The 20,254-nt window shown below is 49.4% G+C and carries 14 protein-coding genes; 2 read left to right on the top strand and 12 right to left on the bottom strand.

Annotated elements, in window-relative coordinates; translation table 11 throughout:
• Window positions 1–449: 449 nt before the first annotated feature.
• From AC0YNS_RS12920 to AC0YNS_RS12890, 7 genes are all read right to left on the bottom strand, one after another.
• Window positions 450–1,835: an FAD-dependent oxidoreductase gene (locus tag AC0YNS_RS12920; RefSeq protein ID WP_475781395.1), complete on the bottom strand. Its 1,386-nt coding sequence runs from the start codon at window positions 1,833–1,835 to the stop codon at window positions 450–452.
• A gap of 144 nt (window positions 1,836–1,979) precedes the next feature.
• Entirely contained in the window at window positions 1,980–3,488 is a 1,509-nt protein-coding gene (locus tag AC0YNS_RS12915; protein ID WP_475781394.1) for an ABC transporter substrate-binding protein, read from the bottom strand.
• A gap of 94 nt (window positions 3,489–3,582) precedes the next feature.
• Window positions 3,583–4,512: a carbohydrate ABC transporter permease gene (locus tag AC0YNS_RS12910; RefSeq protein ID WP_475781393.1), complete on the bottom strand. Its 930-nt coding sequence runs from the start codon at window positions 4,510–4,512 to the stop codon at window positions 3,583–3,585.
• 15 nt (window positions 4,513–4,527) lie between these two features.
• The gene (locus AC0YNS_RS12905) at window positions 4,528–5,520 is read right to left on the bottom strand and encodes an ABC transporter permease (RefSeq protein WP_475781392.1); all 993 of its coding nucleotides are present in this window, start codon (window positions 5,518–5,520) and stop codon (window positions 4,528–4,530) included.
• Between the two features lie 130 nt (window positions 5,521–5,650).
• The gene (locus tag AC0YNS_RS12900; RefSeq protein ID WP_475781391.1) at window positions 5,651–7,270 is read right to left on the bottom strand and encodes a response regulator transcription factor; all 1,620 of its coding nucleotides are present in this window, start codon (window positions 7,268–7,270) and stop codon (window positions 5,651–5,653) included.
• A gap of 30 nt (window positions 7,271–7,300) precedes the next feature.
• The gene (locus tag AC0YNS_RS12895) at window positions 7,301–9,073 is read right to left on the bottom strand and encodes a cache domain-containing sensor histidine kinase (protein WP_475781390.1); all 1,773 of its coding nucleotides are present in this window, start codon (window positions 9,071–9,073) and stop codon (window positions 7,301–7,303) included.
• Window positions 9,074–9,209: 136 nt separating this feature from the next.
• On the bottom strand, window positions 9,210–10,118 hold the full coding sequence (locus AC0YNS_RS12890; protein ID WP_475781389.1) for a YfiT family bacillithiol transferase: 909 nt from the start codon (window positions 10,116–10,118) through the stop codon (window positions 9,210–9,212).
• A 168-nt stretch (window positions 10,119–10,286) separates the two neighbouring features.
• Between AC0YNS_RS12890 and AC0YNS_RS12885 the strand changes: the two genes are divergently transcribed.
• Complete coding sequence (locus AC0YNS_RS12885; protein WP_475781388.1) at window positions 10,287–10,715, top strand: hypothetical protein; 429 nt, start codon at window positions 10,287–10,289, stop codon at window positions 10,713–10,715.
• Between the two features lie 211 nt (window positions 10,716–10,926).
• On the opposite strand, the gene AC0YNS_RS12880 is transcribed toward AC0YNS_RS12885, so the two are convergent.
• On the bottom strand, window positions 10,927–13,407 hold the full coding sequence (locus AC0YNS_RS12880) for a carbohydrate-binding protein (protein ID WP_475781387.1): 2,481 nt from the start codon (window positions 13,405–13,407) through the stop codon (window positions 10,927–10,929).
• A gap of 651 nt (window positions 13,408–14,058) precedes the next feature.
• A complete protein-coding gene (locus AC0YNS_RS12875; protein WP_475781386.1) occupies window positions 14,059–14,490 on the bottom strand; it encodes a CAP domain-containing protein in 432 nt (143 codons plus the stop codon).
• A 211-nt stretch (window positions 14,491–14,701) separates the two neighbouring features.
• Between AC0YNS_RS12875 and AC0YNS_RS12870 the strand changes: the two genes are divergently transcribed.
• Complete coding sequence (locus tag AC0YNS_RS12870) at window positions 14,702–16,840, top strand: cell division protein FtsA (RefSeq protein WP_475781385.1); 2,139 nt, start codon at window positions 14,702–14,704, stop codon at window positions 16,838–16,840.
• Between the two features lie 78 nt (window positions 16,841–16,918).
• On the opposite strand, the gene AC0YNS_RS12865 is transcribed toward AC0YNS_RS12870, so the two are convergent.
• The 3 genes from AC0YNS_RS12865 to AC0YNS_RS12855 all read right to left on the bottom strand — a co-directional run bounded on the left by AC0YNS_RS12865 (window position 16,919) and on the right by AC0YNS_RS12855 (window position 20,243).
• Window positions 16,919–17,056 carry an N-acetyltransferase gene (locus AC0YNS_RS12865; protein WP_475781384.1) on the bottom strand — a complete coding sequence of 46 codons (138 nt, stop codon included), beginning with the start codon at window positions 17,054–17,056 and terminating at the stop codon, window positions 16,919–16,921.
• A gap of 114 nt (window positions 17,057–17,170) precedes the next feature.
• Window positions 17,171–18,742, bottom strand: a complete 1,572-nt coding sequence (locus AC0YNS_RS12860) for an ABC-F family ATP-binding cassette domain-containing protein (RefSeq protein ID WP_475781383.1) — start codon at window positions 18,740–18,742, stop codon at window positions 17,171–17,173.
• A 703-nt stretch (window positions 18,743–19,445) separates the two neighbouring features.
• Window positions 19,446–20,243, bottom strand: coding sequence for a glycosyltransferase family 2 protein (locus AC0YNS_RS12855; protein ID WP_475781382.1), 798 nt, complete (start codon window positions 20,241–20,243; stop codon window positions 19,446–19,448).
• Window positions 20,244–20,254 lie beyond the last annotated feature (11 nt).

Below are 20,254 nucleotides of genomic sequence, written 5' to 3'. Positions count from 1 at the left end.
GAACGAATGAATTCGCCTCTTGAAACGTAACCACTTAAATTTGTTATGATGGTTACTCGACATACTATATCATGAACCTTTACGGTTGACAAGTAACTGGTTAAATGCGGTTTTAATTGTTACTAGAAAATGCCCAACATCTATAGGAAAGGAGTTGAGGCACTATGTTATGGGACGAATTTATGGCGGAAACTAATCTTCAGGCGATTTCACCTTGGCGGCTTTAGTTCCTGGTCATAATGAGAGCGCGGGCATATGGCCGAGCACTCGCTAAAAAAGGCAGGAAACGAGCCGCTATTATAATTACTCATGCATGTTGAGTATCGCTTACTATTTGCTATCTAGAAAAGAAATGTAGGTAGACTTAGGCGAAGACTATTTTGAAAGGCATAAACAAGCAGCTGTTGTCAGGAATTCCGTTCGAAGACTTGTATCATAACTGGTTGCAATCAACCACCTTTTCGCAATATTCTATAAAGCATCGATGGAGAAAACAACGTCCTTACCGGGCGCAACAAGTTCATGACATGGATAAACGCATGATAAACATCGGTATTTTGCGAGGAACGGTGAAAGATACGGCCGGTATACCATTGAAGCAAGGAGAGTCCGAATGGCTTCTTTCCCACCACGTGGGGATAACGAAAATCCTCTACTATCGTTATTTTCCAGACGGGGTCTATGACCCTGGCTATTCTTCTATAGAATCGCTTGGTCAATTGGGCTGAAATGCTTGTCGTCGATGTTTCTTTCCTTCTCGCTCTATCTTTCCATTCTCGCGCGAGACACTCTTCTAACGCCAACGCTTCCATAGCAGCTACCGACATGCCTTGTCCGAAGACGGGGTCAAATCGGCAGAACGCATCACCGATAAACAAGAATCCTTGCGGGAGATTATTGACCTTCTCATAATGATGACGCACGATATAGGGGACCTTATGTACTTTGACTTCAGAGAGTGGTGTTGCTCCTTGAAGCTCATTGTAAATCTTCGCGTGCGGCAGCTTCTTCGTAAAGGCAATGAAGCTCTCGGCCTCGTTAAGATTGGCATGTGCCAGCTCACTATCGTAGCCAAATAATGTGAAAATATGACGATTGCCCTCTATACGGCAAACCGCTCCTCCGTTTCTTTCAATGGGCGCAGAAGGATACACCAATAGAGTGGACCAATCCCGATCGGCAGCATCTAATTGATAGATTTGACTAACATAACAGAGGTCTATTCTAACCTTCTCTTCGGGATCATGGAATTGATGGGTTTGAAACCATGGATGAAATCTTGAGCCATACCCGCTCGCATCGATGACCAAATCCGCATAGAGAGACGTCGACAGAGACGAATCTGCTTCTGTTACCTGTACGCCAAAGATCGTATTCTTCTTCTCATCGTATAAAGGTGCCAACGCCAGCTTGTTATATCGGATGCGCAAATTCGTGTTTTTCTCCACTTGAAGTCGAATATGATTTTCCAGGAAGGGGCGACTTTGAAGATGGACCACGATATCCCCTTCAAATCTCTTCTTCCATACCCCGTGATGAAACCAGTTCAGATCTTTGGATCCATTGATACCGGTCGAACCATCTTCCATCATGGCCTGAACGATACCGGGAAACAGCCGCTCCAGTGCTTGTTCCCCTCCCTTGAGTAAAGCATGAAGATGATAGCCTTGAGGGACTTCCTTTCTGGGTTGTTTATCGTGAGGCTCTGCACCTCTCTCCAGTAGGGTAACTTCTTCAAAGTAACGACATAACACTTGGGCTGAACACAGTCCGGCTATACCGGAACCTATAACGATTGCATGTGCTCCTAGTTGACGAGTCATCTTTACCTTCACCGTCCCCTCCATGAGAATTTAACGATGGTATTCAACAAATTTCCTTCATTTCCTTCTGCAGCACGGTCACCCTCCCGCTCCCCACCTAAACAGAAAACCCGCCAGGCCGGCGGCCTGACGGGTACATTCAACTACACACTTCTACTACTTTGCAGCAAGGAAAGCGTTCAATTGCTTTTGTTTCTCTTTGAGCACTTTATCCAGTCCGTTCGCTTTCTCTTTCTTCTGGAATTCTGCCGCTTTCGAAGGATCGATTGCGCCTGTTTCCAGACCGGCGATGTATTTGCTGCGTACGGTTACGAGTGCGGCTACTTGCGATTTCACCGGCTGCGCGTTAAACGTGAAGCCAAGTGCAGGCGACAGCTTCGCGCCTTTGTTGAACTTCTTGAACTGAGCCCATTTGTCCGGTGCTTCCGTATTCCATACATAGTTCAAGAATTGGTTACCGAACATCCAAGTCGCGCCTGGATTGTAGTTCGCGGCATCCGGACCTGGTTTAATGATTTCGGTCGATACTTTCTCGTAATGCTTACCTTGAATACCGAAGTTCAGCAAGTTATTCAAGTATTTATCGGAGTGCAGCAGGTTAATGAACATCATCGCACGTGCCGGATTTTTGGAAGTCGTGGAAATTCCCAGCATGGAACCTGCGGTTTCGCCCGTTGATACGGTGCGCTCCGTCATGTTAATCTGCTGCAGCTTGCCTGCCAAATTCGCGGCAATCGCCATCTCGGCGTCTTTACCCGGCTTCAAGGATGACACGATCATGAACACATTGCCCTTCTTCAAGGCATCCTGTCCAGACAATTGCGTCGTTGCTGCGTCTTTGTTGATGTAGCCTTTCTTGAATAAATCGCGTGTCAATTTCAATTGGTCCATATACTTCTTATCGTCGAACCGTGTAATGACTTTCGTGCTTGTGCCGTCTTTGCGGATCAGTCCTTCGATCGTCGTATCGCCAAGGAAATCCTGCTGGATGAAATAGTGAGAGTTGAAGGTTTCGCCGTCACGCAGGAACAGTGGCGTCATGCTTGGCATTTTCGCTTTAACCTTCGCCAGGATCGGAACAAGATCACTTACCGATTTCACTGCATTCAGTTGAGCGGTCAAGCCGAGCTTGCTGGCAATATCTTTGCGGTAGACTACGCCGCCTTGCGCTGCCAATTCTTTGTTAGTCGGCACACCGTAGTTATGCCCGTTTACTTTAGCTCCTGCAAGGAACGCCGGGTCAAGCGATTTCGTAATGTCTTTGCCGTATTTGCTTAACAAATTACCTGCCGGACCTTTCGCATCGTCGAGCGCCAGGAACACTTTCTTCGCCACATCGTTAGCATGGCCGTTCCATTGTGCCGTGAAGATGACGTCCATCGGCTCGCGGCTTGCTTTGAGCAGGTTCATCTTGCTGTCCCATTGGCCCCAATCGATCGGAATGAGGTCAATCGTCGCGTTGATTTTGTCTGTCAGATATCTGCTCATTTTCGCTTCGATCTGGGCTTCATCTTTGGCAGGTGAGCCCGGATAGTACAAAGTAAGCTTGTAAGGATCCAGCGTGCTGCTACCAGCGGCGCTGGCAACCGGTAACGCGGATAGAACAAGGCTTCCGCCCAAAATCAGAGAGATGCTTTTTCCCAGCTTGCTTTTTCCTTTGAACATGCGGTAGTGCCTCCCTTATAAGTTTAAGTGCTCTGTATACTCAACCGGATGAACCGGAACGAGCCAATTTCAGTAGACTGCCTTCTCCCATTCTCTATCCTTTAATCGCACCGACAGTCAATCCCTTGATGAAGTACCGCTGGAAGAACGGATAAGCAAACACGATCGGACCAATTCCGACAACCGCCATAGCCATGGTCACGGTCTCCGTAGGCAGCTGGTAGTCCGGATTCTGAGCCAGAATAGCCGAGTATGCTGACGAGTTAGCACTTAGGAATGTAATATCAAGCAGCGCCTGATACATGCGGTACTGGATGGTGTACAAACTGTCCTGATTGATGAACAGTAAGCTAAAGTACCAATCGTTCCAATAGCTCAGCGTACAGAATAAGCCTATCGTCGCCAATACGGGCAAGGAGAGCGGCAGTACGATTTGAGCAAAAATCCGCCACTCGCCTGAGCCGTCAATCTTGGCCGATTCCAAGAGTGCCGGCGGTACCGAGTTCGTGAAGAAGGTACGCAATATGAGTACGAAGAAAGGCTGAACGAACATCGGAATCATGAGCGACCATATGTTATCCCTCAGGTGAAACCCTTGTGTATACAGCAAATAGAAGGGAACCAGCCCGCTATTAAATAGGAGCGTAAAGAACATAATGAAGGAGAACACCTTACGATGCTTGAAATCCGTCCTTGAAATCGGATATGCAAACAGCGACATCATCGTGAGCGCAATTAAAGTGCCGACCACCGTAACGAAGAACGAGTTGCCATACGATCTTATGATGCTCTGCCAATCGCTGAGCAGAAAATCATAGGCTGATGCACTAAACTTCTCGGGCCAGAACTTATAGCCATTAACGAGAACCAAATTCTCATCGGAGAAGGAGACGGCAATGACGAGGAGCAGCGGCAACACGCATAACAGCGTGTAAATCCAGAAGAATCCATTTATAAAGAAATTAGATAGATTTGATATTTCATGAAGGCCCTTTTTCCGTTTGGTCATAACCGTCGTTGCCATTCGCATGTATCCCCCCTAGAACAAGGCATCGTCTCTGCTGATCCGACGAATGACCAAATTTGATAGCAGCACCAGCACGAATCCAACGACCGCTTGGTACAAGCCGGCGGCAGATGACATCCCGATATCCCCGCTTACGATAAATCCTTGGTACACGTAAGTATCAATGACGAGTGTCGTGTCGTAGAGAATGCCTGAATTACGAGTAACTTGAAAGAATAACCCGAAGTCCGAGTAGAAAATACGGCCAATCTGGAGGAAGGTAAGGATGATAATGACAGGTCTAATCAATGGGAGCGTAATGCTGAAGATCTGGCGCCATCTGGAAGCACCGTCGATCGTTGCCGCTTCATAATACTCGTTGTCGATCCCGATAATGGCCGCGAGGAAGATGACCGCATAATAGCCGATCCCTTTCCAGGTATTAATGATGGGCAGAATGAATGGCCACCACTTTGACTCCGTATACCAATCCACAGGCTCGATCCCAAGCGCAGGGAGTACGAATTTGTTGAAGATACCGATATCCGGATTTAAGAAAGCGTATACAAGATAGGAAATGACAACCATCGAGAGAAAGTAAGGCAGGAACATCGTCGTCTGGTGGAGCTTTGCCAATCGGCGGTTTCGCATGGCGTTGAAGAGAAGTGCGAGTGTAACGCCGATTACTAGGTTCAGAACGATAAAGACCGCATTATAAGCAAGCGTGTTTCGGGTGATGGTCCAAGCGTCAGTCGTGCTGAACAGATAATTGAAGTTTTCCAAACCCACCCATTTGCTCTCCAGAAAACTCTTGATGAAGCTTGTTGACGTATACTCAATTTGTTTGAACGCGATTAAAGAGCCGATCATTGGCAGGTAATTGTTCATCAACAACACGAGCAGCGCGGGAGCCATCATAATATAGAAAGCTCCGTATCTCTTCCAATAGCCAATGTTCTGCTTCGTTCGTGTTCTAGGCGCCTTCGCCTTCGCTACGACTTCCGCGGCTTCCGTTGAAGGAGTCATCCCCATAACCATCCTTTCGTTCTCTTGTACTCTCATTGTATAGGGCGGGAACCTACTCCATCTATCTACTGAGATGACGCACATAGCACTCTGGTGACATTGGAGAACAGAAAAAAAGTGCTAGTTCCATTTAGCGTATATTCTGATGCTTCTTGCGGTACTCTTGGGGGGATAGTCCGGTCATCTTCTTGAATAGCTTGGCAAAATACGAGAAATGGACATAACCGATCTCTTCGGCAATGTTGCTCACTTTATCATTCGTATCGATTAGGCAACGCTTCGCGCGTTCGATGCGCAGCTCCGTCATGTAGTCCGACAAGGAAAACCCTGTCTCCTTACGAAATAATCGCGATAAATAGGCCGGGTTTCGATAGACGTGCGCAGCAATGTCGTCCCGCGTCAATTCCGTATGTAGTTGCTCTTGAATAAATGTCTTCACCTTCGCAATGACGGCGGACGCATCACGCGGACGCTCTGCCAATGCTTGTCCCATCTTGGTTACCATTCTCCCCGCACAAACCATCAGCTGCAGGGAATTGCGAGCAGCTTGAATGTCTTTCATTTCAGCAGCAGTAAACACGTCGTAGATCGAGAAGCCTTTGCGATATGCTGCGCCATACATCATGTTCAGGAAACCATAATGAAACAGCTCCATCGCTTCACGGCTTGCTTGCTCAGCCTGCCAGCGTTTCAACGTCTCTTCCAATTGGATGATGAGCTGTTCATGTCCGCCATTATCGAGCAGCGCCCCCCAATCGGTAAAAGAAGGAATCGGAATGCCCGAATCCGTCCCGACTGCTTCATATCCCACTTGTGCTCCCGCATCCTGTACAGATTGTGGTGCCGATACATTGGCTCGCTCCAATTGCTGCAATCGTTCGAGTGCACCGGCTAGTCCGCCGATAGCTGCCGGCTCTCCCACATAACAGGAGACTCTGCAGTGAAAATAGTTTTGGCATGCCTGCACGTACTCGGCACATCTCCGAAGCAACCCATCACGATCGACCAGCTCGCTGTCCTTAAGATAGAGCAGCGCCATATTGAGCTCATTTCGGTCCTGCAGCACCGTACCCGGCCAATTCCCGAGGATGATCTCCGCGGCTGATTTGCGCAGCGCATACTCCATGATGTTCTCATCACGCGCATCCAATTCAATATCCCATTGCTCGATACTAAGCAGAACAGGAAGAACCTTACTGCTCGCAGAGATTGGTATTTGATAGGATTCCAACTGGCGATGGAGTCGTTCCGGGGACAGCCTCACTCGGCCTGCCAAGAGCTCTTGCCAGAACCGTTCTACCAATATCGGAAGCTGGCTTGTCCATTGTCTGCGGTTCGCATCCACCAATTCTTCGACTTGGAGCCGTTCTCTTCGCATTCCGATCTCGGTGATCGCACGTTTCACAAGCGACTTCAGATCGTCATGATCAACCGGCTTCAAGATGTAGTCAAAGCAGCCATTATGCATAGCCTCCTGCGCATAATCGAATCTCGCATGTCCCGTGAGGAATATCGTCAGTGTCTGCGGCTTGTTATCCCGAATCCAGCGGAGCAGCTCCAGTCCGTTCATACCGGGCATTTCGATATCGGATATGACCAAGTCCACGGAATGCTCCTCTAACACCTTGATGGATTGAGACACATCCTCGGCTTCCCATATGGACTGGATGGGTAAGTCACTCCAGTCGATGCCTTGTGCAATTCCCTTCAGTGCATAAATCTCATCATCTACAACAAGCATGTTCACCATTATTTTCGCTCTCCTTCGTATGCCAGACCGTTATTCATTGCCTTCGAACGTAGTAGGCCTCTCTATAGGAAGGCGCATCTGCACGATCGCCCCTCCCGGCTTCCCGTTCATGAACGTGATTCCGCCTTCATTGCCGTATAACATACGGAATCGGTGAAGGATATTCCAGATTCCCAGATGAAGCTCGCCCGAGCCTTCGATTTCAACACCATCGCGCAGCCCTTCCAGAACGGATTCCGGGAACCCCGGGCCATTGTCAATGATCGTCAGCTTTATGAACCTCCCGGCGTCCTCTTCATCGTGTTCGGAGTAAATGCCGATGCGGAAAGGCATGCCATCCTGAACTTTCTTATTAAACCCATGAATGACCGAGTTCTCGACAAAAGGCTGCAGCAATAATGGCGAGATCGGCACCGGTGCATGCTCGGGCATCGTCTGGATTTCATATTCAAGCTTCGTCACATAACGGATTTTCTGGATTTCCAGATAATGCTCGATATGCCGAATTTCATCTTCCAGGGAAACTACGGCGCGATGTCCAAGCATGACGAACCGGAAGTAATCCGCCAAGTGCAGGCTCATTTTCTGAACGAGCTTGTAATCCTTCAAGGCGGCCAAATTATAAATAATATTCAAGCTGTTCATATAGAAATGAGGATTGATCTGAATCTGCAGATGCTTGTATTCCGCTTTCTGCACCCGAATCTGCTCCTCGTACACGTCGATCTTCAGCTTCTCGATCTGCTCAGCCATCTGGTTGAACGTCCCTGACATAAAAGCAAATTCACTGTTGTCGGTGTTAACCGGCATCCTAACGTTGAACTGCCCTTGACCCAGCTTCCGCATGCCTCGAACGAGTCCAACAAGCGGCTTGAACATGACCCGCTGCAGGAACAGCAGGTATAAGGATAGGACGATGGCGACGGTGAGAGGAATCCAGATGTAGAGCATCTTTTGGAAATAGGGGAGGTTCTTCAAAATATACGTTTCCGGAATGACGATCATATAGTGGATATCCGAAATGGCCGAAGGCTGTGTGATGACGAGAAAATGATTCTGGTTCCACGTCGTCCTGTCTTGCTTCGTCATTTCTACAATATCCTTCTGTACGATGGATTCCTGCACAACCGGCAAAGGGGAGTTGGTTAGCGGATTGCCCGCCGGATCCACGACGAACGCAGCCCCGTCGGGGCCAACATCAAATTTATTTAATTCCTCGTTTAACCGATCGACTTGTACAAGCGCGCCGATATAGACGCCTGAGCCCAGATCAACGGTTTTGATGAGATAATTGGTATCATTCGGAATGGAGAAACGCTCCCAGCGCTGCGTCTCTTCCGGCAGATCCTTAGAGGCGAGATTCGTGGTATAGTCCAGCAGCGCGGATTGCACCTCCGCGAAGTGAAAGCTGTACTGCGTAGCGAAGAACATGTCGTCGTCCTTGCGAGAGTAAACGAAGAAGGTATCTACTTTATTGTAATAACCGGTATCCAGCAGGAAACGTCTCGTCAGCTCCATCTTCACCATCGTATAGTCCGAGTCTTCTTCGGCCAATGACAGCTCCTGCAGCGATTGAATGTTGGGGTCGCCCTGCATCCGGTACAAATAACGCATCGTTTCCTGCAATATTGCGTCATTGTTCTGCACTTGCTGTTCCATCAGATTGTTGTAATGGAGCGAGATTTGTTCACGCACGACTTTGGTCGCATAGACGTTATTGTAGACAAGAAAGAGCACCATAGGTGCAGTCATCAGCAGAAAGCCGAAGACGATCTTAAAACGAACGGACTGCCAAAACGGCATATAACTCCACCCTCGCTGATAGCATTAAAATCCACTCTCAGCATACCTTACGCGAATGAAAGCGGCAACAAAATATCCCGGTCGCTCGTTCCGCCCCCTTCTATCTACCTTAGGAAACAGTGGCACGTTGCTAGGTCTATCCTCCTGCACCGTTTCGTTCTTGCAGTAATCGAATAAGGGGCTCACGATCTTCTTCGAATGATAATTCCAGCTCTCTCAGCTCTTCAACCGTCTTCCATGCAATCTCATAGATTAGGCCATCCGGATCTTGGATACACGGCTCGCCGCCTACAATTTCACCACGGAAGTAAGCGATTCTCTCATGCTTCATGAAGAGCTGCTCTGCCAACTGAATGCGATAGCCTGTTTCCTCGAAAACCTCGCGGATGCAGCAATCTTCATAGGATTCGTTCGACTCCCGTCCTCCTGACGGAACAGACCATCGTTTCTCCTCATGCGGTTTCCCCTGCAGCACCATGAGGAGGCCGCCGGACGCATTGAAGCAGAGCGCGGCTGACCCGCTCCAACTCATGCGATACCATAACGATTCCATCTGCGCCGTATGATGGCGGTTATGCCACACAAACCGTTGCAGCGCTGTATCCAGTGTGATACTCCCGAGCGCCAGCGTATGTAACTTCCTGCTGAATTGTTCTGGTTTCAACCCGTGTAGTAGAATCACAAATCGCCGATGCAGAACCTCTAGTAAATCCAGCGCATCCTCAATTGGAACCGCTCGATAATCATGAAGCTCCGCCCACAAATCCTCCCGATACGTCGCTCCGAGCGGTTCTTCCTCCGTCAAAGCTCGTTTGAACCTCAAATACGCATTCATATCATTGTCGGCCAGATGATGCACGATTTGCCTGGCAGACCAGCCGCCTTCGCGGTATGGGATGTCCAGCTGTTCTGAGCCGAGGCTGCGAATCAGCTTCCTCAACGACACGGTAATGCCGGGAATCTCCTTGATAAGCGCTGCTCTTTCTTCGAGCGTAGTTATCGGTGCCGCTTGAAACTGTCCTATAGGGAAACGAATGTCGTTCATTGGTTTGGTTTCCGCCTTTCCTGAGCTTCCATAATCTATCGCCGCCATAAGCATCTCAACTATATTCGAGAGACGACAAATGAATCCTTTTTACGCTCCTGCTGACACGTGTACGTTCCCTTTTCTAGCGATGCTGCATAATTTAGTAGAAAAAGAGTAGGTGATACTGTGGGACAACTTATCGATGCACGAACATCGAGCAATATTCCCGTCGTTCTCACGGAGTTTGAGACTTTCCCGCTAGATACCCCTGTCATCGTTGGACAGGTAGGACTGAACATTCCACATCCTACCCCGGGAATTATCCGGGTTCAATTGACCGGGATGGCAGGTGTCGCGCTTCCGACGGATTTTCCGCAAGGCTTCACACTAGAGCTTTACTTGGTAAGAGGGCTTACGATCGACGATTCGCTTATTTATAAATCCCTGCATTCGTTCGATTCCGGAATACACACGGTTGGTTTCTCTGCATCCGATTATAATATCCCTGCGCCTGCGTCAGGGCTTCAACCCTACACGTTATTCGCAATCGCTCACTCAGAAGGAATCGGTCGCGTCGGTCCGGAGAACTTGAACGCTTCCGCTTATTTCGGTTAATGAACAACATTAGGTTGAATTCGGCTGTGCAGGGAGCTGAAATGTTGCCTTTTCTGCAACAATCTACTACACGCTCGCGGTCGTATAGAAGAACAATGCCCCTCTCCACTCTCGCATGGCCTCGACCATCTTCCTGGCAAAACAAAAGCTGCCCCAAAAGCCATAACATGCACTTTTGGGACAGCCATACTACATACAGAATACTCGCTCTCTAAAACCCCGTATTCCCGTTCAATACCGGCACGACCAAAGGATTCGCATTCGTGTAGTTCGCAAGCGCGTTGCCTGAGGCAACGTTGAAGTTGAACTGCGTCCGACCGCCGCTGTCTCCGTAAGTCGTGTTGTCGATATGAATGCCTTCCGTCTCGCCGTTCGTAATATTGTTGAGCTCGATTCGCACATTGAGCATCGGATTGACGTAAAGCCAGAACTGGATCCCTGCATGGTTGTGTCCCGTATGACCCGCTTTGTTAATCGTGTTCCGTTGGAACTTGAGGCCGCTGATCGTATACGAAGGTTTCGTCGGTTCAACCGGCTCCGTCGTGACGATCATGCCCGCGTTAAAGGTACTGTCGATGTAGTTATCGCGGAAGATCAAGTTATTGCCGCCAACATCGGACATGCCGCGCCCCCAGTAGCTCGCGATAATCGTGTTGAACTGCCCCACGTTATTCTGCGCGACGCCCGGGAAGTTCATCAGGTTCACCTGCGCAACCCCATCATCGCCAAGTCCACGCATGAAGTTATTCTGTGCCACGTTGCCGGCATTCCCGTCATCTCCCCAATGAATGCCGTCAAAATACGTATTGTACAGCCGCACATTCTGAATGGTAGAGTTCGACCAATCCGTCCAGCCCTCTAAGCAGCCCATATGCTCTGCCCATAGATTCTGCAGCACATTGTTAGAGCCCGTACCGGGATTGGTAAGCACGATGATGCCATAATGCGCATCCCGCTGCGTATCCACGCTGCTAATGCGAAGATCCGAGATCGTCGTGTTGTTGTTCAGCGTGAACCCTACCTCGCCGCCCCAGATTCCATTGGTAACGGTACTGTGCAAATGGGAATACCAGATGCCTGCGCCTTTCAAGCTTACACCTGAAGGGACAGCGATTTTATCGCTTTGGTTGTAGGTTCCCGGCGGGAACCAGACGTTCTTGCCGGACGAAGCCGCGGCGTTAACCGCGCTTTGAATCGCTGCCGTATCATCTGCGACCCCATTGCCGACCGCATTGTATGGCGCCGACTTGACCGAAATATAGTTTGCCGGCATGGCAATCGGAGCCGCCGCTGTCTCCAGATCAATCAGATCGACCCCGTACCAAGCGAGGCTGTTGGCGGAATCCTTTTGCAGCTTCACTGTATCCCCGGCATTAATATCAATCGCAAAATCCTTATCGTCAAAGCTGCGTACATACGTGTTTCCCGGTGCCGTATCATAATTGAACGTGGAGGTGAGCGACAAGTCTTGACGCTTCACGCCGTTGACATAGAGGGCCAATGTCCCGCTCGTATTTTGAGGAATGCTGTACCGCAGAATCAGCCGGTTCGCATCGCGAACATTCGTCCACTGCACGGACTCGCCTGTCGCATCGAGGTGCACGTAGCTTTTGCCGGAAGCAGCTTCCTTCTTCATCGTCGTGTCATTATTCGTAGTCGCTCCGCCGCCAAGTGTCCCATTCTCCGCTTCATAGGTTGTGAATGGCATCGTTGCACCGCGGGAATTGTTGTTCGTCAGCCGCAGCCAGTTGATATTCGCGATACCGGAACCCGATATCCCTTTCACATATAGATTATGTGTACCTGTAGCAGAGCCCGTAATCGGCCACGTTTGGGTCTCGAACGTATTCCAGCTATCCGTATTGGCCACGGTAAACGTGCTGATTACCGGCCCCGTCAGGCTGTCGAGCCGAACCTCGAACTTGCTGCCTGTAGCCGTTGCGGCCACGCGAGCCTCAAGCGTCTTGTAGCCGCCGCTTAAATTCACGTTGTTATACACCATATAATCATTCGTGTCGAAGCTGCCTACCTGCTGTCCGCCGCCAGTATCCGGTGTCGTCGCCGATGTAACGCCGGACATCGAGTTGTAGCTCTCCGCTTCGATCTTGATTGCCGTCGTCATCGTTACGACGGGCGACCAATTCGTTTCATCAAAGTTCATATTCCCGTTAGCATTGATGACAAAATACAGCGCATCCCCGGCCTCGACATGAATATTCGATACACCGCTTGGCGTTACATCGGCTGACGGCGTCACAGTAGCGCTCCAGAGCTGCGTCGTATTTTTGAGAATTTTCGCCACGACCCCGTTGCTGCTGGCATTCACCTTGAGCACATTGCCCGTAATATCGACATTGCCTGCCTGCGGCGCTACCCATTTCTTCACCGCGTCATAGGTTGCCTCCGGATGGAAGAAAGAGTCCCTCACGTACGGATACCCAGAGGATTCCTTCCACTTGGCAGGGGTAGTCGCATCATAAACGCTGAGATACGAATACGTGCTCCCCGCCTTCTTCATATTGAACCAATTGCCGACGCCTTGCGTTGTTCCGAAAGACGTTAGTGCGCTGTACGTTACCGTTTCGGGAATCGGCGCCGCTTCGGATTTCCCCTCATTCACAAGCAAACCGCTGGCAATGAGCGTAAATGCCATGGCACCGTAAATGCCTTGCTTCAACTTTCTTCTGATCATCGCTGCATATCTCCTTTTCACATGTTTTATATAGCCAACGTTTCGTTGCAAAGCCGATCACATTTCTCCGCACCACCTCCATCTCAAACGGATTTGGTATGACGAATCTGGATGTCGATGTCTTCGAAACTGAAGCGCTTTCATGAAACTGCGAGAGGAAGCAGAGCCTATTAGCCCCAGCATCTTAAAGGTAACATAGTGAAATAAGTAATTTTCTAACATGTTATTAGCAAAATATTAACTTTCTATTGAACACAAAAAGAGACCGCCGTAGGCGGTCTTCAGGCTGTCGAGAACCCTCTGCGATGAGCGCATGCTTTGTCGCTTCCAGCTCTAACGGTTGTCACAGTGGTTATTGGGCATAAATTCGCCTATTTTATTTTCTAACGGTTGCCAGCGAGCTTATTTGAACGTTTTCCACTAGGAATAGCCCCATATGCTGTAAATAACGTCTGTCACAACCGTTAGCCTTTCAAAAAGCCTTATTTTTATGAAATAGCCACGCTGACAACCGTTAAACTTTATTCCCACCGAAACCGAGACTTCTCGGGCAGATTAAAGGCTTGAACATTATTGTTCAAGCCTCAGGCTGTCGAGACTTTCTCTACAATCTGGAGACCGCCGTAGGCGGTCATACTTCTTGATGTTAAATCATCCTCTATATGGACCCCAAAACTCTTGCGTCCACCAGGTCCCATTCCCTGTTACATAGCCGACACCAAAATGAGTAAATCTACGATCCAATATATTCTTTCTATGGCCTTCGCTGGCCATCCAACCTGCGACTACTCCTTGAGGTGTAGATGGTACTCTAGCTCCGCCGTAAATATTCTCTGCATAAACGCCAACTAGATTAACTCCGTAATATTTCAATAAACCAGACAAAGAACCATATCTAGGAGAGTTATGGCTTGCAAAATTATTGTTTTTCATATCTTGCGACTTAGCCCTTGCAACGGTAAACATAATTGAACTCAAGGTCATTGCAGGTATTCCTTTTCGAGTCCGTTCCAGATTCGTTAATCGGGCGACTTCTAATTCAAACGAGTTCGCTTTGATCGTTACCTTCTTTGTATCCGTCACCTATTATCCTCCTTTCAAATGAAGATAATGTATATATATGGAAAACAATTGAAATGGTTTGGACAAGTAGCTAAACCGCTGAATTTCGACATTCTATGCTATACTAGAAAGCAATTATCCTTTTATTGGGTCAACCTAGCGGATTGGTTTCCGTTCGAAGCCGGAGCTTTGAATGGAGCATTCCGCCCTATACACCACGAAGGCAACCAACATGAAGGTAGGGAACTCGTGCATGGTACGGAGCGAAGCGGCAGGAAGCTATATGCAGCGTGTTTTTGCAGTCGATATTGGAACCAGAAGCGTCATTGGCTTAACCGGCTATTACGAGGATGGAAGTCTGATCATCGAGCACGGCGAAGTAGAGTATCATAAGGACCGCGTGATGATAGACGGACAAATTCATGACATTGAAGGCGTTACGGAATCGATCAAGGTGATTAAGGAAAAGCTGGAAGCCAAATGCGGACAACGACTGACCGATGTTGCGATTGCAGCTGCAGGCCGCTCTCTGATCACAGGTCGTGCTGAGCTTGAGCAAGAAATCGATCATAACAAACCGATCGAGAAACATGTCGTGGACTCTCTCGAATCCGAATGCTTAAACCTCATCTATAATCAGCTGCTAGAGCAATCCCAGGATATCAAAGATTATTTCTGCATCGGCCATACGGTCGTCCATTACTATATTAACGATGCGATGATGCTCAGCTTGATCGGCCACAGAGGCAGAACGATTAAAGTTGATCTCATCGCCACCTTCTTGCCTCGTACCGTCGTGGAAAGCCTCTATGCGTCAGTCAGTAACATCGGATTAAACGTCAGCTATCTGACCCTTGAGCCAATCGCAGCGATTGAAGCTGCCGTTCCCGCCAACATGCGCCTTCTGAGTATCGCACTCGTTGACATCGGGGCCGGAACCTCGGACATTGCCATTACCATGGATGGCACGGTTGTCGCTTATGCGATGACCTCGACCGCAGGTGATGAAGTGACCGAAGCCATTGCCAAAGCCTATTTACTCGATTTCGACAGTGCGGAAGCCTTGAAATGCAAGCTGAACCAAGGTGCAGAGCAGCAGACGTTCACCGATATTATCGGCCTCCAGCATACAGTCGCATCCGAAGAAATATTGGACGCGATCCAGGAAGTCACCGAGCTGATTGCCAGGAACATAGCCGACAATATCTTGGAGAAAAACAGTAAAGCGCCAAGCGCCGTATTCTTAACCGGCGGAGGAAGCAAGCTGCCCCGATTGAGCCAGGCCATAGCCTCCTATCTGCAATTACCGGTCGGCAGAGTCGCTACTCGAGATCTTGCAACGATTCCTAAGATGACCATTCGACACTTTGAGATGAGCGGTCCCGAGGTGATGACGCCGATTGGCATCTTGATCAAAGCTGCCGCTCATTTGGGCAAGGATTTTGTAGAGGTTACCGTTAACGGAGATCAAGTGAAGTTAATTAATACGAAGGCACTGCAGGTGATTGATACCCTCATGCTGATCGGGTTTAATCCGCAGCAATTAATCGCACGAGCGGGCCAATCGATGGAAATTACGATAAACGGACGCACACGGACGATATTCGGCGAACCCGGACAGCCTGGCGAAATCTACGTCAATAACCAATTAGCCAGCATCAGTACACCTATAAGGCTTCACGATGACATTACGATCACGCCTGCAATACCGGGTAAACCAAAAGAACTGACAGTTGCTCATTTGTTTGATCTGAACGCAGGCTTCTATTGGAACGAGCACTGGGTGCAGACCACTCAGTCCGTAACCATTAATGGTACAGCGGCGGCTGATGATCGTCTCATTACCGCTAACGACACCGTTACGGTCCGGCAGCTTACGACACTAGCTGATGTGTATCAGCATTTTAATATTCCGCCGACTGTAAGGGTTCTTGTCAACGGCCAAGCCATGGAGATGCAGTATCGGATTCAACCTCGCGACTCCATTTCAGTTGCACGCGAAGTCGCGGACGAGGTCGAGGTCGCTGTAGAGGTCAAGGTCAAGGAAGAGGTCGCTACCGCGGCTGCGAAAGAACAAGAAGCGGTGCTTCTCGAAGAGCAGCTTCAACCTCAGTCTCCTGTGAAACCGTTCATCCACATCACCTATAATGGCGCCCCGCTCTCGCTGCCTTATCGGACAGGACTCGCTTTTATCCATCTATTCGATTACATCGATTTCGACCGCACGCAGGTTAAAGGTTCATTACGAATGACGCTCAATGGCGAGCCTGCCGTTTATAACGAGAAGATTCAAGATGGCGATGCCGTCATTATTGAATGGACAGCGAAACGAGAATTTGAAGCTGACGATCGATTAATTGGATCGCAATAATATGCAAAGAAGAGAAGACCGGGCGCTCCGCAATTGAGGAGTACCTGGTCTTCTTGATGCCGGACAATGAGCGGTAAGCTAGCTTAGGTCCTTCTTCAAATAATAATGCTCGAAGCCGCCGGCATTCGGGATGATCCCATAAGTTTCGTAGCCCTGCTTCTTGTAGAAGTCGAGCGCTTGGGAAGAGGATCTCCAGCCAATTCCAGCATATTTCACCGACTAAACCTCCATAGATGTGACCGTCAGCATCTGGATAATTCCATTGCGATACGATCCCCCTTAATAAGAAGGCCGGAAGCACTTTATCGAGTGTCCGGCCTTCATGCCTACCTATAGATTCTGTACGCTTATTCCCGCTTCCGGTTCGAAGGTCAGCATTTTCGTTCCGATCTTATCGATAAAGAACCGATCATGGCTGACGGTTATGACTGCCCCCGGGAAATGGATCAATGCCTGTTCCATGACCTGAATGCTCGTCAGGTCCAGATGGTTGGTCGGCTCATCCAAGATGATGACTGCCGCTCCGGAGAGCAGACATTTGGCCAGTGCAACACGGGCTTTCTGTCCCCCGGATAGATTGCCTATGAACTTGCTTAGATCCATCTCCGAGAACTGCAGCATCGAGAGGAATTTGTTCACCTTCTTGCGCGGAGCATCGAGTCCGAGGCCGTATGTGTTCACCGCATGGCTAACCGTGTCCTTGGGATTAAGTTCCTCCCACATACGGTTGAAATACGCATAACTGACGCCCTTCTCCCAGGTCACCTCACCGGATTCAGGCTTCTCCTGTCCGGTTAACACCTTAATCATCGTCGACTTCCCGCTTCCGTTAGGGCCAACGATGACCAGCCGATCTTCTTTCTGAATATCGAAGCTGACCTGCTCAAAAATCTGCCGTCCCTCATAGGATTGGCTAATATTTTTCACTTCGCACAGCTTGTCCGGAAAACGAAGCTTCTCGTAAATATCCGTAATCAGCACGTTAACCGGATGAGGTTCGATTCGTTTCTTGTTATCAGCCAGTTGACGAGAGAGACGATCCTTGGACGATTTGCGGCTTGCACGGCTGTCGATCGCTTCGGATTCCATAAGGAGCAGCTCTTCCTCCCACTCGAACTGACGGTCGAGCTCCTTCTTGCGCATCTTCTTCTTACGAATATAATCCGTGTAATTGCCTTCGTATTCCTGAAAATGATAGTTCTCAATCTCAATAATACGTGTCACTACTTTATCGATAAATTGCCGGTCATGAGAGATGAGAATCATGGCGCCTTTGAAGCGGTACAACCACTGCTCCAGCCACGCAATGCCTTCCATGTCTAAGTAGTTGGTAGGCTCGTCGAGCAGGACGACGTCAGGCTGCTCAATGAGCATCTTAGCCAGTGCCGCACGGTTACGCCAGCCTCCGGACAGTTCGTCCACCGGCTGATGGCGCGACCTATCGTTAAATCCAAGCTTCGTCAGCACCGTGTTAATTTCAACGGATACATTCCAGCCATCCAGATGCTCCATTTGTTCGAACAGCTCCGCCTGTCTTGCAAGCAGCCGCTCCATTTCGCCGTCATCGGTGACAAAACCCAGCTTCTCCCCGACCTCCTGAAGCTCACGCTCGATCAGCGCGACCTGCTCGAAGCAATTTTCCAGCTCCTGCTGAACCGACAAGCTGCCGTGCATTTCGGAGAATTGCGAGAAGTAACCGATTCTAACCTGCGGATCGACTTCCACATTGCCGGTTGTAGGCTCTTCTTGCCCCATTATGAGCTTGAATACCGTCGACTTCCCGGCTCCATTGCGCCCAATCAGGCCGATTCGTTCTCCCTGCGTTACTTTAAAATAAATATTGCGAAAAATCATCGACTCTTCATATTTCTTCGTTACATCTTCCAATCGGATTACGCTCATGACAATACCCCTTCTGATTCCGTCCGTCTTAGGTGATTATAACACTATATTTAACTTGATACCCTCACAACGGTTGAGCCTGCGTCACCTATCAGCTGCTATGAGCCATAGGGTCACACCGACATGAACAATACAGAGGCACTGGAATATCGCTTTGCTCTTTCGAACCGAATCTATTAGACTGCAGTTCGATCTCTCTCCAACAAAAAATAGCGAAGAAGTCACCATGACTTCTTCGCTGTTTCCAGACAAATATTCTAACGAACTGTTAAGGGCTTATTTGAAGGAAAATACCCCGAAATAAATGGTTTGTGCCAAGCTTACGAGGAGATTGTTGCGGGTTATGCAACATTCTCCTCCAATCAGCTTATAGCCCCTTTGTCGCTAGTGAATGCTGCAGTTTTTGCAACATTCGCTAGCTTTCAGCCCGAAAGACAGGAGAATGTTGCAGTTTATGCAACATTCTCCTCCTGAATCAGCTTATAGCGCCTTTGCCGCTAGTGAATGCTGCAGTTTTTGCAACATTCGCTAGCTTTCAGCCCGAAAGACGGCAAATTGTTGCAGTTTTTGCAACATTCGGCAGCAGCGGCGGAGTTACTTCGAGTGCAGCTCATGCCAGCTTCATCAGAATCGCAGTTTGTGGCTCTGCCAGCCGATGTCCACTAGCTGAACCATTTTAGCCGCTAGATATAGCCGAACCATTCTATCCGCGAGCCGACTTTCGCTTCTGATTCGTTCTAGTCCGATCGATCGCGGACGGTGTCTTGGCCTTTCGCGGAGGGCCGAAGCCTAGCTGCGTAATATACGCGCGCCAGCGTTTCTCGTATTGGGCGAATGTTGTCTTCACCTCTACCGCAATCGCGTCACGATGGCGGACTGTCCCCATTTCCTCATGGCGGCGGTAGGCGCTGAGCGGCTCGGGGATAAGCAGAAACGGAATGCCCGTCAGCAGCACGCGGTACCAGTAATCCAGATCATGCGTATACTTCAGCCCTTCATGAAAGGGGCCGGTAATTCGATAGAGCGCCTTACTCATCATGACCGTGCAGCCATTGATCGGGTTGCTCGTTTGAAGCGCGCGATAGAACGCGCCGTTCTCGTAGCCCGGTGGGATGAGGTCGAGCTCGGTCATTTTGCCGCGGCCGTCGATGATGTCGAAGCCGGTATGGCTGATGAGCGCTTCCTGCTCCTCCATCGCCTCGACTTGGCGTCTGATTTTGTCCGGATAGAATCGGTCGTCTGAGCTGAGCCATGCTACATATTTGCCGCTGGCAAGGCGGAACCCCGCGTTCAGCGCGCTTGCCGTGCCGCCGTTCACTTTACCGGCATAATGAATTCGTCCCTCATACGGACGCAGCTTCTCTGCATGCTTCGTTGAGCCGTCATCCACGACAATAATCTCGATATTGTCATAGGTCTGCGCGAGTGCACTCTCGATGGCTTCCGTCACATAGGGGTCGTTATAAAAGGGGATGACGATACTCACCTTCGGGTTTCCCATCCTGCCTGCCT

Source organism: Paenibacillus sp. J22FR21, from assembly GCF_056269135.1.
Note: the sequence above shows the minus strand (reverse complement) of the source record. Positions and strands in the feature narration are given on the sequence as shown.

Coding starts and splice junctions, on each gene's coding strand:
- AC0YNS_RS12900 (WP_475781391.1), bottom strand. CDS start 7,270: ATGGTGAACATGCTTGTTGTAGATGATGAGATTTATGCACTGAAGGGA.
- AC0YNS_RS12905 (WP_475781392.1), bottom strand. CDS start 5,520: ATGACTCCTTCAACGGAAGCCGCGGAAGTCGTAGCGAAGGCGAAGGCG.
- AC0YNS_RS12860 (WP_475781383.1), bottom strand. CDS start 18,742: ATGAGCGTAATCCGATTGGAAGATGTAACGAAGAAATATGAAGAGTCG.
- AC0YNS_RS12895 (WP_475781390.1), bottom strand. CDS start 9,073: ATGCCGTTTTGGCAGTCCGTTCGTTTTAAGATCGTCTTCGGCTTTCTG.
- AC0YNS_RS12880 (WP_475781387.1), bottom strand. CDS start 13,407: ATGATCAGAAGAAAGTTGAAGCAAGGCATTTACGGTGCCATGGCATTT.
- AC0YNS_RS12855 (WP_475781382.1), bottom strand. CDS start 20,243: ATGGGAAACCCGAAGGTGAGTATCGTCATCCCCTTTTATAACGACCCC.
- AC0YNS_RS12890 (WP_475781389.1), bottom strand. CDS start 10,118: ATGAACGACATTCGTTTCCCTATAGGACAGTTTCAAGCGGCACCGATA.
- AC0YNS_RS12910 (WP_475781393.1), bottom strand. CDS start 4,512: ATGGCAACGACGGTTATGACCAAACGGAAAAAGGGCCTTCATGAAATA.
- AC0YNS_RS12870 (WP_475781385.1), top strand. CDS start 14,702: ATGAAGGTAGGGAACTCGTGCATGGTACGGAGCGAAGCGGCAGGAAGC.
- AC0YNS_RS12915 (WP_475781394.1), bottom strand. CDS start 3,488: ATGTTCAAAGGAAAAAGCAAGCTGGGAAAAAGCATCTCTCTGATTTTG.